The sequence below is a fragment of the Streptomyces fulvoviolaceus genome, from assembly GCF_000718165.1.
In the GTDB taxonomy this organism is placed as follows: Bacteria; Actinomycetota; Actinomycetes; order Streptomycetales; family Streptomycetaceae; genus Streptomyces; species Streptomyces fulvoviolaceus.
In genome coordinates, this window is the sequence record NZ_JOEY01000036.1 from 67206 (window position 1) to 81323 (window position 14118).

Sequence of the window (14118 nt, forward strand, 5' to 3'; positions counted from 1 at the left end):
CGCCCACTGCGTGCAGCGGGCGGGGACGATTCTCTTGCGGGGCCAGATACCCTGGAAGACGCTCAGACTGCCCCCGACTCCGAGGACCGACGCCGCCGTGTTCGATACTCTTTCCGATCGCCTTTCAGCGACCTTCAAGAACTTGCGCGGCAAGGGGCGCTTGAGCGAAGCGGACATCGACGCCACGGCGCGCGAGATCCGCATCGCGCTCCTCGAGGCCGACGTCGCCCTGCCCGTCGTGCGCACGTTCATCAAGAACGTCAAGGAGCGCGCCCTCGGGTCCGACGTCTCGCGCGCGCTGAACCCCGCCCAGCAGGTCCTGAAGATCGTGAACGAGGAGCTCGTCACGATCCTCGGCGGTGAGACCCGCCGTCTGCGCTTCGCCAAGCAGCCGCCGACCGTGATCATGCTCGCGGGTCTGCAGGGTGCCGGTAAGACCACCCTCGCGGGCAAGCTCGGCCGCTGGCTGAAGGAGCAGGGCCACTCGCCGCTGCTCGTCGCCGCCGACCTCCAGCGCCCGAACGCCGTGAACCAGCTGAGCGTCGTCGCCGAGCGCGCCGGCGTCGCGGTCTACGCGCCCGAGCCGGGCAATGGCGTCGGTGACCCGGTCAAGGTCTCCAAGGACTCCATCGAGTTCGCGAAGTCCAAGGTCCACGACATCGTGATCGTGGACACCGCCGGCCGCCTGGGCATCGACCAGGACATGATGCGGCAGGCCGCGGACATCCGGGACGCGGTCAGCCCCGACGAGATCCTCTTCGTCGTCGACGCGATGATCGGTCAGGACGCGGTCAACACCGCCGAGGCCTTCCGCGACGGCGTCGGCTTCGACGGCGTGGTCCTCTCCAAGCTCGACGGTGACGCCCGCGGTGGTGCCGCCCTGTCGATCGCGTCCGTGACCGGCAAGCCGATCATGTTCGCGTCGAACGGCGAGAAGCTCGAGGACTTCGACGCCTTCCACCCTGACCGGATGGCTTCCCGCATTCTCGACATGGGTGACCTGCTCACCCTGATCGAGCAGGCGGAGAAGACGTTCAGTCAGGAAGAGGCCGAGAAAATGGCCTCCAAGCTGGCGTCCAAGAAGGGCCAGGACTTCACCCTGGACGACTTCCTGGCCCAGATGGAGCAGGTCAGGAAGATGGGCAGCATCAGCAAGCTGCTCGGCATGCTTCCCGGCATGGGTCAGATCAAGGACCAGATCAACAACCTCGACGAGCGGGACGTCGACCGCACGGCCGCGATCATCAAGTCGATGACCCCGGCCGAGCGCCAGGACGCGACGATCATCAACGGCTCCCGCCGCGCCCGTATCGCCAAGGGCTCCGGCGTCGAGGTCAGCGCCGTGAAGAACCTGGTCGAGCGGTTCTTCGAGGCCCGCAAGATGATGTCCCGCATGGCCCAGGGCGGCGGTATGCCGGGCATGCCGGGGGCTCCGGGCATGGGCGGCGGCCCCGGCCGGTCGAAGAAGCAGCCGAAGCAGGCCAAGGGCAAGCAGCGCTCGGGCAACCCGATGAAGCGCAAGCAGCAGGAGCAGGAGGAGGCCGCGCGGCGCGCGGCGGCCGCTCAGGGCGGCAACGCCTTCGGTGTGCCGGGCCAGCAGGCCCCGCAGGACTTCGAGCTGCCGGACGAGTTCAAGAAGTTCATGGGCTGACCGTCCTGACTTGGCTACGGCGCTGGGGGCGCCCCCTGTTGCAGGGGGTGCCCCCAGCGCCGTAAGCGCACATGCTGGCGAGGGTTTCCTGTCGTAACGTCCGGATATGACCAACCCTGTGCCGCCGCGCAAGGCCCCCGACCAGCCCTGGCGTACCGAGGGCACGCCCGAGGAGCCGTCGAAGCCGCCGTCGGGCGGGCGCAGGCCGCGCGGCGGCTGGTGGAGCCTGGTCGCCGCCGCGCTGGTCGTGTTCCTGATCGCCAACCTCGTGCTGTCCTTCTTCAACGACGGCGACGAGCCGACGATCTCGTACACGGAGTTCAGTAAGCAGGTCGACGACGGCAACGTCACCAAGATCTACGCCAAGGGCGACGCCATCCAGGGCCAGCTCAAGAAGAAGCAGGACAACCCCGAGGGCGACGGCACCTACACCAAGTTCAAGACCGAGCGGCCGACCTTCGCGGACGACCAGCTCTGGGAGGACCTGACCAAGCACGGCGTCACCGTCACGGCGGAGCCCGTCGTCCAGCAGCGCAGCTTCCTGTCCAACCTGCTGATCTCGCTGGCCCCGATGCTGCTGCTGGTCGTGCTGTGGATCTTCATCGCGCGGCGGATGAGCGCGGGCATGGGTGGCGCGGGCGGCATGCTCGGGCGCAAGGCCCCGCCCAAGCCGGTCGAGCTGGAGTCGGGGGAGAAGCGCACGACCTTCCAGGACGTGGCGGGCATCGACGAGGTCGAGGGCGAGCTCAACGACGTCGTCGACTTCCTCAAGAACCCGGACGCCTACCGCAGGATGGGCGCCAAGATGCCGCGCGGTGTGCTGCTGGCAGGGCCTCCCGGCACCGGAAAGACGCTGCTCGCGCGGGCGGTCGCCGGTGAGGCGGGCGTGCCCTTCTTCTCCGCGTCCGCCTCCGAGTTCATCGAGATGATCGTCGGTGTGGGCGCCTCACGCGTGCGTGAACTGTTCGCCGAGGCGCGCAAGGTGGCCCCGTCGATCATCTTCATCGACGAGATCGACACCATCGGCCGGGCCCGCGGCGGCGGCTCCGGCATGGGCGGCCACGACGAGCGCGAACAGACGCTGAACCAGATCCTCACCGAGATGGACGGTTTCTCGGGCTCCGAGGGCGTGATCGTCATCGCGGCGACGAACCGCGCCGACGTCCTGGACCCGGCCCTGACCCGCCCCGGCCGCTTCGACCGGGTGGTCATGGTCTCGCCCCCGGACCGGGGCGGCCGCGAGGCCATTCTGGAGATCCACACCCGCGAGATCCCGCTCGCCGAGGGCGTCGACCTGGCCCAGGTCGCCCGTACGACCCCGGGCATGACCGGCGCCGAACTGGCCAACCTCGCCAACGAGGCGGCCCTGCTCGCGGTCAAGCGCAAGCAGGAGCAGGTGACGCAGACCGACCTCTCGGAGGCCCTGGAGAAGGTGCAACTGGGCGCGGAACGCCCGCTGGTGATGCCCGAGGAGGAACGCCGGCGCACCGCCTACCACGAGAGCGGACACGCCCTGCTCGGCATGCTGCAGCCCGGCGCCGACCCGGTCCGCAAGATCACCATCGTCCCGCGCGGGAGGGCGCTCGGCGTGACGCTGTCGACGCCGGACGCGGACAGGTACGCGTACACCGAGCAGTACCTGCGCGGCCGCATCATCGGCGCCCTCGGCGGCATGGCCGCGGAACACGTCGTCTACGACGTCATCACCACCGGTGCGGAGAACGACCTCGAACAGGTCACCAACATCGCGCGCGGCATGGTCGCCCGCTGGGGCATGAGCGAGCGCGTCGGCCGGCTGTCCGCGCTACCCAGCGACGCCCAGCAGGCGTACGGCCTCTCGGCGGCCCCGCAGACCCTGGACGTGATCGAGCACGAGATGCGCCGGATCGTCGACGAGTGCTATGACGAGGCCTGCCGCAAACTGCGCGACCACCGCGGGCAGTTGGACGCCCTCGCGCAGGCACTGCTGGCCAACGAGACGCTGGAGGAGGCGGACGCGTACCGGATCGCGGGGATCACCCGGTCGACCAAGGGCACGGACGCCTAGGGCACGGACGCCTAGGGCCTGGCCGGCCCTAGGGAATCCGCGCGATCAGATACCGGAACACGTTCGGCATCCACACCGTCCCGTCCCGCCGCCGATACGGATGCAGCGCCTCCGTCACCTCCTTGTCCACCTGGGCCTGGTCCGTCGCGGAGATCGCCGCGTCGAAGAGACCGGTCGACAGAAGTCCCCTGAGGGCGCTGTCCAGACCGGCGTACCCGAAGGGACAGGCCACCCGCCCGGAGCCGTCCGGCTTGAGACCGGCCCGCTGGGCGACCTCCTCCAGGTCGTCCCGCAGGGCGGGGCGCCAACTGCCCGTGCTGCGCAGCGGATCCGCCAGCTTGGTGGCCACCCGCAGCACGGACGACGTGGCGCAACGTTCCGGCGGACCCCAGCCGGCGAGCACCACGGGCGCCCCCCGCCCGGCGAGCGGCACCGCCGAGGCGAGAAGTTCACCGAGCCCCTCCGAGTCGCCCGCGAGACACCCGATGGGCTCGAACGCGGTCACCAGGGTGAACGCGGGCGCCTCCGCGCCGGCCGCGTCCTCGGGCGGTCCGCAGACGAGCCGGGCGCCGGCACGCGCGCGCGTGTCCCACTTCTCCGGCAGCAGCCGCTCCCGCGCGAGGGCCAGCCGTTCGGGAGAGGAGGAGTCGACACCGCTGACCGCGGCGCCCCGGGAGGCGGCGATCAGCAGGGCGAGCCCACTGCCGCAGCCGAGGCCCAACAGCCGCGTCGCGGGGCCCACTTCCAGTCGCTCGTAGACGGCCTCGTAGAGCGGAACCAGCATCCGCTCCTGGATCTCGGACCAGTCACGCGCGCGTGCACCGCGGTCCACACGGGACGCCTCTCCCGTATGAGACAGGTGCTGCCGCACGAGCGTAGGTGTCATAAGTAAGCGCCCCAATCCGCCGAGAGTTACCGCTGTGCCCGTTTCCGTGGCCCCCGTGCAGTGCGCTCGCACTCCCCCCGTATGCCAGGTAACTCCGCACTCGACCGCTCGTCCATAGGCTGTCGGGCCCGGCTTGTGGGTTGGCTGTGCGGGCGAAAAGAATTCACACCCCTGCAACGTGGCCCCGTAACATCGCGCCATGGCAAAGGCCCCCGTACTCACGCCACAGGCGGACGACTTCCCCCGCTGGTACCAGGATCTGGTCGCCAAGGCCGAGCTGGCGGACAACGGTCCGGTGCGCGGCACCATGGTGATCCGACCGTACGGGTACGGCCTCTGGGAGCGGATGCAGGCCGAGATGGACGCCCGCATCAAGGCGACGGGCACCCAGAACGCGTACTTCCCGCTGCTGATCCCGCAGTCGTACTTCGCGCGCGAGGCAGACCATGTCGAGGGCTTCGCGCCCGAGCTGGCGGTGGTCACGCACGGCGGCGGCAAGGAGTTGGAGGAGCCCGCGGTCGTCCGTCCCACCTCCGAGATGATCATCAACGACTACTTCTCGAAGTGGGTGCAGAGCTACCGCGACCTGCCACTGCTGATCAACCAGTGGGCGAACGTGGTGCGTTGGGAGCTCAGGCCGCGGCTGTTCCTCCGTACGACCGAGTTCCTGTGGCAGGAGGGCCACACCGCACACGCCACGTACGAGGACGCGCGCGACTTCGCCTCGCACATCCACCGCCAGGTCTACGAGGACTTCATGGTGAACGTCCTCGCCATGGACGTCGTCCCCGGCCGCAAGACGGTCAAGGAGCGCTTCGCCGGCGCGATCAACACCCTCACGCTCGAAGGGATGATGGGCGACGGCAAGGCCCTGCAGATGGCCACCAGCCACGAGCTGGGCCAGAACTTCGCCAGGGCCTTCAACACCTCGTACCTGTCGAAGGAAGGCACACAGGAACTCGTCTGGCAGACCTCCTGGGGCTCGACGACCCGCATGATCGGCGCCCTCGTGATGACTCACGGAGATGACAACGGCCTCCGTGTCCCGCCGCGCCTGGCGCAGACCCAGGTCGTCGTCCTCGCGATCAAGGGCGACGAACCGGTTCTGGCCAAGGTCCGCGAAATCGGCGATCGGCTGACCGCGGCCGGCCTCCGCGTCCACGTCGACGACCGCACCGACACCCCCTTCGGCCGCCGCGCGGTCGACTGGGAGCTCAAGGGAGTCCCCGTACGGATCGAGGTCGGGCCCCGTGACCTGGAGAACGGCACCGCGATGCTGGCGCGGCGGATCCCGGGCGGCAAGGAGCCGGTCGCCATCGAGTCTCTCGTACGGCTGCTGCCCACCGTTCTCGAGGAGGACCAGGCGCTCCTGCTGACCCAGTCCCGCGAGCGCCGCGAGTCCCGTACGTCCGAGGTGTCGACGATCGAGGAGGCCGTGGAGGCCACCGTCGCCGGCGGCTGGGCGCGCATTCCCTGGGCGAACCTCGGCGAAGAGGGCGAGGTCAGGCTGGGGGAGCACGCGGTGACCGTACGGTGTCTGGTCGCCGAGGACGGGTCGGTGCCCGACGCCGAAGACACCCCGGGTAACGTCGCGGTCGTCGCGCGCGCTTACTGAGGCAGGGCCCTTCCGGTGGGAGAGCGACCGAAACACCTCTTGCGCACCTGCCGGCCACAGCCGCACCGGCCCGTGGACGCGATCTACGCGCCGGGGCGTACGTCAGACTACGCACCAGCTTGGTATGAGCTGTGAGGCTTCTCCGCAGATCAGCGCACTACCCCTGGTCCGGACGCATCAGCGGCAACTGACGGGTACGTGCAAATTATTTGGGATGGCCCGGAATAGGAACACAGCGGCACTCTGGCTCGTTGTCATTACGTGAGCACGACACAGACACCACCTGTTCTCGCCGCAGAGCTGGCAGAGGCGTGGGCCGATATTCAGCGGTACCACCCCGAACTGCCGGACCTTGCCGCGCCAGAGTCCCTGATCGGGGAGTCGTCGTCCGCGTGCGGTCACGAGCTCTCCTTCGAGCGACTGCTTCACGAGGCAGTCCACGGCATCGCCGCCGCGCGAGGCATCCGCGACACCTCCCGCGCCGGCCGCTACCACAACCGCAGATTCCTCGCGATCGCCGAGGAGATGGGCCTGGACCACCCCGAGGAGCCGCACCCCAGCAGCGGCTTCTCGCTGGTCACGCTCACCCCCGAGGCGAAGCGCCGTTACCGCCCGACCATCGAGCGGCTCCAGCGCGCCCTGAAGGCCCACACGGCAGCCACCTCCGCCGACACCGCCCGTTCCTTCCGCGGCCCGGCCGCTCGCCACGGCTCCTCCGGGGGCGGTGTGCGCGTGAAGGCGGTCTGCGACTGCGGTCGTAACGTACGGGTCGTCCCGTCGGTACTGGCCCAGGCGCCGATCGTGTGCGGGGGGTGCGGGAAGCCGTTCCGGATCCCGGAGGTCGTGGGGGCCGCGGCGAGCTGAGGACGCGGCTGCTCGTGGCAGCCGCGCCCCGGACGCCGTAGCCGGCGTGCGAGGCCTGTGGGCACCTGAAATGCCGGGTGCCTCTCAGGCATGCCCCGGCGCACCTCGGTCGGAAGCGGGCCGCGGGGTGTGGCACAATGGCTAGCTGTACTCGACAGCCGCACAGGAACCCTCTCGCCTCCGGCTGACGCGTCCATCGGGCACTCGGGTACCGCAACCCCACGCGGCAATCTCGCCGTGCCCAACCACGTCAAAACCAGGAGAACCCACTCCCGTGGCAGTCAAGATCAAGCTGAAGCGTCTGGGCAAGATCCGTTCGCCTCACTACCGCATCGTCGTCGCCGACTCCCGTACCCGCCGTGACGGCCGGGCCATCGAGGAGATCGGTCTGTACCACCCGGTGCAGAACCCCTCGCGCATCGAGGTCGACACGGACCGCGCGCAGTACTGGCTGAGTGTCGGCGCGCAGCCGACCGAGCCCGTCCTCGCCATCCTGAAGCTGACCGGCGACTGGCAGAAGTTCAAGGGCCTGCCCGCCCCGGCTCCGCTGCTCGTGGCCGAGCCGAAGGCCGCTCGCCCGGTGTTCGACGCCCTCGGTGGCGACGACGAGGGCAAGGGTGAGGCCATCACCCAGAAGAAGAAGGCTGAGAAGAAGGACGAGGCCTCCGCCGAGTCCGCGTCGACCGAGGCCTGAGCATGCTCGAGGAGGCTCTCGAGCACCTCGTGAAGGGCATCGTCGACAACCCTGACGATGTGCAGGTCGCCTCGCGCGACCTGCGCCGCGGGCGTGTGCTCGAGGTCCGGGTGCACCCCGACGACCTCGGCAAGGTGATCGGCCGCAACGGCCGCACCGCACGCGCCCTGCGCACCGTCGTGGGCGCCATCGGCGGCCGCGGTGTCCGCGTCGACCTCGTCGACGTGGACCACGTCCGCTGACGCCAAACGCAGCACCGGCTCGGGCCGGGGAGGGCCACTGGGCCGTCCCCGGCCCGTAGTCGTACCTACAGGAGATCAAGCACAGTGCAGCTGGTAGTTGCTCGTATCGGCCGTGCCCATGGCATCAAGGGCGAGGTCACCGTCGAGGTCCGCACCGACGAGCCGGAGCTGAGGCTCGGACCCGGCGCCGTACTGATGACGGACCCCGCCTCGACGGGTCCGCTCACCATCGAGACCGGCCGTGTCCACAGCGGCCGGCTTCTCCTGCGCTTCGAGGGCGTCCGTGACCGCAACGGCGCCGAGGCCCTGCGCAACACCCTCCTGATCGCCGAGGTGGACCCGGAGGTGCTCCCCGAGGAAGAGGACGAGTACTACGACCACCAGCTGATGGACCTGGACGTGGTGACGAAGGAGGGTGCGGAGGTCGGCCGTATCACCGAGATCTCGCACCTGCCCTCGCAGGACCTGTTCATCGTGGAGCGGCCCGACGGCAGCGAGGTGATGATCCCCTTCGTGGAGGAGATCGTCATCGAGATCGACCTGGAGGAGCAGCGGGCGGTCATCGACCCGCCGCCGGGTCTGATCGACGACCAGGCGGAGATCGCGTCCTCCCGTGACGCCTCCGAGGACTCCTCTGACTCCTCCGGGGAAGAGGCGTAATGCGGCTCGACGTCGTCACGATCTTCCCCGAGTACCTCGAACCTCTGAACGTCTCCCTCGTCGGCAAGGCACGCGCGCGTGGACAGCTCAACGTCCACGTGCACGACCTGCGCGCGTGGACGCACGACCGGCACAACACCGTCGACGACACCCCGTACGGCGGCGGCCCCGGCATGGTCATGAAGACCGATCCCTGGGGTGACGCGCTGGACTCCGCCCTCGCCGACGGCTACGAGACGGGCTCCCACGCGCCGGCGCTCATCGTGCCCACGCCCAGCGGCCGCCCCTTCACCCAGGAACTCGCCGTGGAGCTCTCCGAGCGCCCCTGGCTGATCTTCACGCCCGCGCGCTACGAGGGCATCGACCGCCGTGTCATCGACGAGTACGCGACCCGGATGCCGGTCTACGAGGTCTCCATCGGCGACTACGTCCTCGCCGGCGGCGAGGCGGCCGTACTCGTCGTCACGGAGGCCGTGGCGCGGCTGCTGCCCGGTGTCCTGGGCAACGCGGAGTCGCACCGGGACGACTCGTTCGCGCCCGGGGCCATGGCCAACCTCCTGGAGGGGCCCGTCTACACGAAGCCGCCCCAGTGGCGCGGGCGGGGGATCCCGGACGTGTTGCTCAGCGGCCACCACGGCAAGATCGCCCGCTGGCGCCGCGACGAGGCCCTCAGGCGTACGACAGCCAACCGGCCCGACCTCATCGAGCGCTGCGACCCCAAGGCCTTCGACAAGAAGGACCGCGAAATGCTCTCCATCCTGGGCTGGGCGCCGGACCCGCAGGGGGAGCCGTACGGCCGATTTTGGCGCAGGCTGGAAGGCATGGAAGAATAGGTCGCTGTTGTGCACCGTCCGGACTGCGCCCCTGCCACAGGGGGACACGACGCCCGTCCCGACCCGCACGACTCTCATCCAGAACATCTACTTCCGTTGATGACCTGTGGCATCAGCGAAGAAAGCAGACGAAATGTCTCACCTGCTCGACTCCGTCGACACCGCGTCGCTGCGCAGCGACGTCCCGGCCTTCCGCCCGGGTGACACCGTCAACGTCCACGTCCGCGTCATCGAGGGCAACCGCTCCCGTGTGCAGCAGTTCAAGGGCGTAGTCATCCGTCGCCAGGGCGCCGGTGTCCGCGAGACCTTCACGGTCCGCAAGGTCTCGTTCTCCGTGGGCGTCGAGCGCACCTTCCCGGTGCACACCCCGATCGTCGAGAAGATCGAGCTCGTCACCCGCGGTGACGTGCGTCGCGCGAAGCTGTACTACCTGCGCGACCTGCGCGGCAAGGCCGCGAAGATCAAGGAGAAGCGCGACAACTGATCGCGCGAGAGGGTCCAAAGCGAGGCCGGATAATATCTGGCTTCGATGGACACCGAAGCACAGCCGACGGAGCGCGACCGCTCCTCCAGCCGTTCTGACTCCGAGGAGATCTCGGACACAGAGGGTCGGGAGGGGCGGTCGCGCTTCGCGTTGGTGTCGCGGATCAGCGCATGGCTCCCCGGCGGCCGGATCAGCCTGACCCTGCTGCTCTGTCTGCTGTTCCTCCTGCTGCTCAGCAACTTCGTGCTGCAGCCGTTCCAGATTCCCAGCGGATCCATGGAAAACGGATTGAGGATCGGGGACCGCGTTCTCGTAAATAAGTTGGCGTACCGTTTCGGTGCCGAACCGCAGCGTGGTGACGTCGTCGTGTTCGACGGAACCGGGTATTTCGGGGACGCCGACTACGTCAAGCGCGTTGTGGGTGTGGGGGGAGACCACGTGGTCTGTTGTGACAAGGAGGGGAGGATCCAGGTGAACGGCCGGTCGGTCGACGAGTCGACCTTCCTGTACCCCGGTGACAGCCCGTCCACGGTGGCCTTCGACGTGGTCGTGCCCGACGGCACCCTGTTCGTCCTCGGCGACCACCGCAGCGACTCCAGCGACTCCCGGGACCACCTGGGCTCACCGGGCGGCGGCATGATCCCCGTCGACGTCGTCGTCGGACGCGCCGACTGGATCCTGTGGCCCGCCGGCCACTCCACCCACCTGCACCGTCCCGCCTCCTACGCGCGTGTGCCCGCCGCGGACGGTGTCCATGGGTAACCGTGGCCGACCGCGCGGCACTTCGACCGCGGCCGACAATCTGCTGCCCACGGGCGCCCGGCGTGCCTCCGGTCCGGACGGCGGGCGCAGTCGGGCCGAGCGGCGCAAGCTCCAGCGCAAGGTCAAGCGGCGCCGCAGGCGCTCCGCGATCAAGGAGATACCACTCCTCGTCGGCGTCGCGGTCCTCATAGCCCTCGTCCTGAAGACCTTCCTCGTCCAGGCGTTCGTGATCCCGTCCGGCTCGATGGAGCAGACGATCCAGATCGGCGACCGGGTCCTGGTCGACAAGTTCACCCCGTGGTTCGGCTCGAAGCCGGAGCGCGGGGACGTGGTCGTCTTCAAGGACCCCGGCGGCTGGCTGAACGAGGAGACGACCACCACGAAGAAGGACGACCCCGTGGTCGTCAAGCAGGTCAAGGAAGGGCTCACCTTCATCGGCCTGCTGCCGTCCGACAACGAGAAGGACCTCATCAAGCGGGTCGTCGGTGTCGGCGGCGACCGCGTCAAGTGCTGTGACACGCAGGGGCGGGTGACCGTCAACGGCGTCCCCCTGACCGAGGGCGACTACCTGTATCCGGGAAACGCCCCGTCCACGCAGGAGTTCGACATCACCGTCCCCAAGGGGCGGCTGTGGGTGATGGGTGACCACCGGGCCAACTCCGCGGACTCCCGTGTGCATCAGAACACCGACTACGGCGGTACGGTCTCCGAGGACTCGGTGGTGGGACGGGCCATGGTCATCGCCTGGCCCTTCGGCCACTGGACCACGCTGAAGGAGCCGAAAACCTACGCTTCCGTGTCCGACTCGGCTTCCGGGTCGACCGCGGCTTCCCCAGTGTCGCTTAGGGTTGCACCCGACGATCCGAACGGAACGATCCAACTCCCGAGCCCTGCGGAACTCCCGCTCGTTATGGGAGTGGTGGGCTTGCGCCGCACATGGGGCAGGCAGCGGCACAGAGTAAGGAGTTGGCGTGGGGGATGTGGCGGTTGGCGCACGGTCCGGGCACGACGGCGAGGAGCACCGCGGACGCCCCGTGGAAGCAGCCGACCCGGCCGTGGACAGCGCCGTGACCTCCGGGAGTGACTCCGGAGCGACCGAAGACAGCACGATGACGGGAGAACGGACCGGCACGGAGGACGGAGGGCCGGGAGACTCGGCCCCCAAGGCGAAGAAGCCGCGCTCCTTCTGGAAGGAACTGCCCATCCTGATCGGCATCGCGCTCGTGCTGGCGCTGCTGATCAAGACGTTCCTGGTGCAGGCGTTCTCGATCCCCTCGGACTCGATGCAGAACACCCTTCAGCAGGGCGACCGTGTTCTGGTCGACAAGCTCACCCCCTGGTTCGGCTCCGAGCCCGAGCGCGGCGAGGTCGTCGTCTTCCACGACCCCGACAACTGGCTGGCGGGCGAGCCGACGGCCGACCCGAACGCCGTGCAGACGTTCCTCTCCTGGATCGGCCTCATGCCGTCCGCCGAGGAGAAGGACCTGATCAAGCGCGTGATCGGCGTCGGCGGCGACACCGTCTCCTGCGAGGGCACGGGCCCGCTGAAGGTCAACGGCAAAGCGCTGAACGAGGCGGACTACGTCTACGCCGGCAACACCCCGTGCAGCCAGGACGACCAGGGCGGCCAGTTCTCCGTGAAGGTCCCCAAGGGCTTCATCTGGGTCATGGGCGACCACCGGCAGAACTCGCGTGACTCGCGCTACAACCAGTCGGACAAGAACCACGGCATGGTGCCGGTGGACGAGGTCGTCGGCCGCGCCATCGTGAAGGCCTGGCCGATCAACCGCTGGGGCACCCTGCCGGAGCCGGACACCTTCAGCCAGGTCGGCCTCGACGACCAGTCCTCGGCGTCCGCGGCCCTCACGGTCGCACCGACCGGCCTCGCCCTCGTGGGTGTGGTGCCGGTGGCGCTGTGGCGTCGTAGGAAGATCGCCGTGGCCGAGACTCGCTGACCGTACGGTCAAGGCTCGGGAAAACCCTTGTGCGGCTGGTGACCTTGGTCCGGGTGAGGGGCTGACCCGGTCAGGTACCGCCGGGTAGGGTGCGGATCCATGGGTGGCGAGAGCACTACGCGTACGGCCCCGCGCAGCGGTGGCACAGACACAGGCCCGGTGGGCAGCCGGACCGGACAGCGATTGTCCGGGCTGGCCGTCGCACTGGGCCTTGTGCTGTTCCTCGGGGGATTCGCCTGGGGAGCGGTGATCTACCGGCCGTACACCGTGCCCACCAGTTCGATGACGCCGACGATCGACGCGGGTGACCGGGTCCTGGCCCAGCGCGTCGACGGTGGTGAGGTACGCCGGGGCGACGTGGTCGTCTTCGTTGACAAGACCTGGGTGACCAACGCCCCTGTGGTCAAGCGCGTCGTCGCGGTCGGCGGTGACACCGTCGCCTGTTGCACGGACGGCAAGCTGACCGTCAACGGCAAGCAGATCGACGAACCGTATCTGCCCGAGGGAAGCCAGGCCGAGATCACGAACTTCCCGACCGTGACCGTGCCGAAGGGCCGGCTCTTCCTGCTGGGTGACGAGCGTGAGGGGTCCCTGGACTCCACCGCGCACCTGACGGACGCCGCGAGCGGCACCGTGGCGCGCAGTGCGGTCAGCGCCCGTGTCGACGCGGTCGTGTGGCCCATGAACGGCATGCTGCAGAGCCCGACCGGCTTCGAGACGCTCGGCGCGCTCTCCTCGCCCGGGCCGCTGCGCACGATCGTCGCCCTGATCGTCGTGGGCGGGATCCTCGTCCTCGGCGGCGGAGCGTACGGACCGGTCGCCAACCGCCTCGGCAAGCGCTCCCGTGCCCGCTGAGGCGGAGGCCGCGCACGAGGACTCGTACCAGGGCGGGCTGCGCAAGGTGGCCCGGGTGGTGCTGCTCGATCCCGAGGACCGCATCCTGCTCCTGCACGGCCACGAGCCGGACGATCCTGCCGACGACTGGTGGTTCACGCCCGGTGGCGGTCTGGAGGGCGACGAGAGCCGTGAAGAGGCCGCGATCAGGGAACTCGCCGAGGAGACCGGCATCACCGAGGTCGAGCTCGGCCCGGTGCTCTGGCGGCGGATGTGCTCCTTCCCGTTCGCGGGCCGCCGCTGGGACCAGGACGAGTGGTACTTCCTGGCCCGTACGACCCAGACGGCCACCGTGGCCGCGGGCCTCACCGAGCTCGAGCGGCGCAGCGTCGCCGGAGCGCGCTGGTGGACGTGTCAGGAACTGACCCGGGCACATGAGACGGTGTATCCGACCAGACTCGCCGAGTTGCTCCGCAGGCTGCTCGACGAAGGTCCCCCGGCCGGGCCCGTGACCCTTGACCCCGAAATCGTCTAGGGGCTGACGGGACTGGCGCACAATGGTGGGATCGCACGGCTGAAGGGGAACATGCC

The 14118-nt window shown here is 69.1% G+C and carries 15 protein-coding genes; 14 read left to right on the forward strand and 1 reads right to left on the reverse strand.

Annotated elements, in window-relative coordinates:
* Positions 1-97 precede the first annotated feature (97 nt).
* Both ffh and ftsH read left to right on the forward strand, forming a co-directional pair.
* On the forward strand, positions 98-1651 hold the full coding sequence (gene ffh, locus IG08_RS0134250; RefSeq protein WP_030611666.1) for a signal recognition particle protein: 1554 nt from the start codon (positions 98-100) through the stop codon (positions 1649-1651).
* Positions 1652-1757: 106 nt separating this feature from the next.
* Complete coding sequence (gene ftsH, locus IG08_RS0134255) at positions 1758-3698, forward strand: ATP-dependent zinc metalloprotease FtsH (RefSeq protein ID WP_030611669.1); 1941 nt, start codon at positions 1758-1760, stop codon at positions 3696-3698.
* A gap of 28 nt (positions 3699-3726) precedes the next feature.
* On the opposite strand, the gene IG08_RS0134260 is transcribed toward ftsH, so the two are convergent.
* Complete coding sequence (locus IG08_RS0134260) at positions 3727-4584, reverse strand: methyltransferase type 11 (RefSeq protein ID WP_052424980.1); 858 nt, start codon at positions 4582-4584, stop codon at positions 3727-3729.
* Between the two features lie 199 nt (positions 4585-4783).
* Between IG08_RS0134260 and proS the strand changes: the two genes are divergently transcribed.
* From proS to IG08_RS0134320, 12 genes are all read left to right on the forward strand, one after another.
* A complete protein-coding gene (gene proS / locus IG08_RS0134265; protein ID WP_030611675.1) occupies positions 4784-6199 on the forward strand; it encodes a proline--tRNA ligase in 1416 nt (471 codons plus the stop codon).
* A 261-nt stretch (positions 6200-6460) separates the two neighbouring features.
* Entirely contained in the window at positions 6461-7063 is a 603-nt protein-coding gene (locus IG08_RS0134270; RefSeq protein ID WP_030611678.1) for a hypothetical protein, read from the forward strand.
* Positions 7064-7337: 274 nt separating this feature from the next.
* Positions 7338-7757, forward strand: coding sequence for a 30S ribosomal protein S16 (rpsP, locus tag IG08_RS0134275; protein WP_030611680.1), 420 nt, complete (start codon positions 7338-7340; stop codon positions 7755-7757).
* Positions 7758-7759: 2 nt separating this feature from the next.
* On the forward strand, positions 7760-7999 hold the full coding sequence (locus IG08_RS0134280; protein ID WP_005479813.1) for an RNA-binding protein: 240 nt from the start codon (positions 7760-7762) through the stop codon (positions 7997-7999).
* An 84-nt stretch (positions 8000-8083) separates the two neighbouring features.
* Positions 8084-8659 (forward strand): ribosome maturation factor RimM, encoded by a 576-nt coding sequence (rimM, locus tag IG08_RS0134285; RefSeq protein ID WP_030611685.1) that lies wholly within the window; start codon positions 8084-8086, stop codon positions 8657-8659.
* Positions 8659-9492, forward strand: a complete 834-nt coding sequence (trmD, locus tag IG08_RS0134290) for a tRNA (guanosine(37)-N1)-methyltransferase TrmD (RefSeq protein ID WP_030611687.1) — start codon at positions 8659-8661, stop codon at positions 9490-9492. Before rimM ends, trmD begins: the two co-directional genes overlap by 1 nt.
* 133 nt (positions 9493-9625) lie before the next feature.
* Complete coding sequence (gene rplS / locus IG08_RS0134295; protein WP_030611690.1) at positions 9626-9976, forward strand: 50S ribosomal protein L19; 351 nt, start codon at positions 9626-9628, stop codon at positions 9974-9976.
* A gap of 45 nt (positions 9977-10021) precedes the next feature.
* Positions 10022-10738 (forward strand): signal peptidase I, encoded by a 717-nt coding sequence (gene lepB, locus IG08_RS0134300; protein ID WP_030611693.1) that lies wholly within the window; start codon positions 10022-10024, stop codon positions 10736-10738.
* Complete coding sequence (gene lepB, locus IG08_RS0134305) at positions 10731-11822, forward strand: signal peptidase I (RefSeq protein WP_030611777.1); 1092 nt, start codon at positions 10731-10733, stop codon at positions 11820-11822. Before lepB (IG08_RS0134300) ends, lepB (IG08_RS0134305) begins: the two co-directional genes overlap by 8 nt.
* On the forward strand, positions 11710-12693 hold the full coding sequence (lepB, locus tag IG08_RS0134310) for a signal peptidase I (protein WP_078655857.1): 984 nt from the start codon (positions 11710-11712) through the stop codon (positions 12691-12693). The genes lepB (IG08_RS0134305) and lepB (IG08_RS0134310) overlap by 113 nt, the downstream gene beginning before the upstream one ends.
* Before the next feature lie 99 nt (positions 12694-12792).
* Positions 12793-13548: a signal peptidase I gene (gene lepB / locus IG08_RS0134315; RefSeq protein WP_030611699.1), complete on the forward strand. Its 756-nt coding sequence runs from the start codon at positions 12793-12795 to the stop codon at positions 13546-13548.
* Positions 13538-14062, forward strand: coding sequence for an NUDIX hydrolase (locus IG08_RS0134320; RefSeq protein WP_030611702.1), 525 nt, complete (start codon positions 13538-13540; stop codon positions 14060-14062). The genes lepB (IG08_RS0134315) and IG08_RS0134320 overlap by 11 nt, the downstream gene beginning before the upstream one ends.
* Positions 14063-14118: the final 56 nt, after the last annotated feature.

Excerpts from the sequence above, each read along its gene's own strand:
- ftsH (WP_030611669.1), top strand. The coding sequence starts at position 1,758 with ATGACCAACCCTGTGCCGCCGCGCAAGGCCCCCGACCAGCCCTGGCGT.
- IG08_RS0134260 (WP_052424980.1), bottom strand. The coding sequence starts at position 4,584 with ATGACACCTACGCTCGTGCGGCAGCACCTGTCTCATACGGGAGAGGCG.
- proS (WP_030611675.1), top strand. The coding sequence starts at position 4,784 with ATGGCAAAGGCCCCCGTACTCACGCCACAGGCGGACGACTTCCCCCGC.
- IG08_RS0134280 (WP_005479813.1), top strand. The coding sequence starts at position 7,760 with ATGCTCGAGGAGGCTCTCGAGCACCTCGTGAAGGGCATCGTCGACAAC.
- trmD (WP_030611687.1), top strand. The coding sequence starts at position 8,659 with ATGCGGCTCGACGTCGTCACGATCTTCCCCGAGTACCTCGAACCTCTG.
- rplS (WP_030611690.1), top strand. The coding sequence starts at position 9,626 with ATGTCTCACCTGCTCGACTCCGTCGACACCGCGTCGCTGCGCAGCGAC.
- lepB (WP_030611693.1), top strand. The coding sequence starts at position 10,022 with ATGGACACCGAAGCACAGCCGACGGAGCGCGACCGCTCCTCCAGCCGT.
- lepB (WP_030611777.1), top strand. The coding sequence starts at position 10,731 with ATGGGTAACCGTGGCCGACCGCGCGGCACTTCGACCGCGGCCGACAAT.
- lepB (WP_030611699.1), top strand. The coding sequence starts at position 12,793 with ATGGGTGGCGAGAGCACTACGCGTACGGCCCCGCGCAGCGGTGGCACA.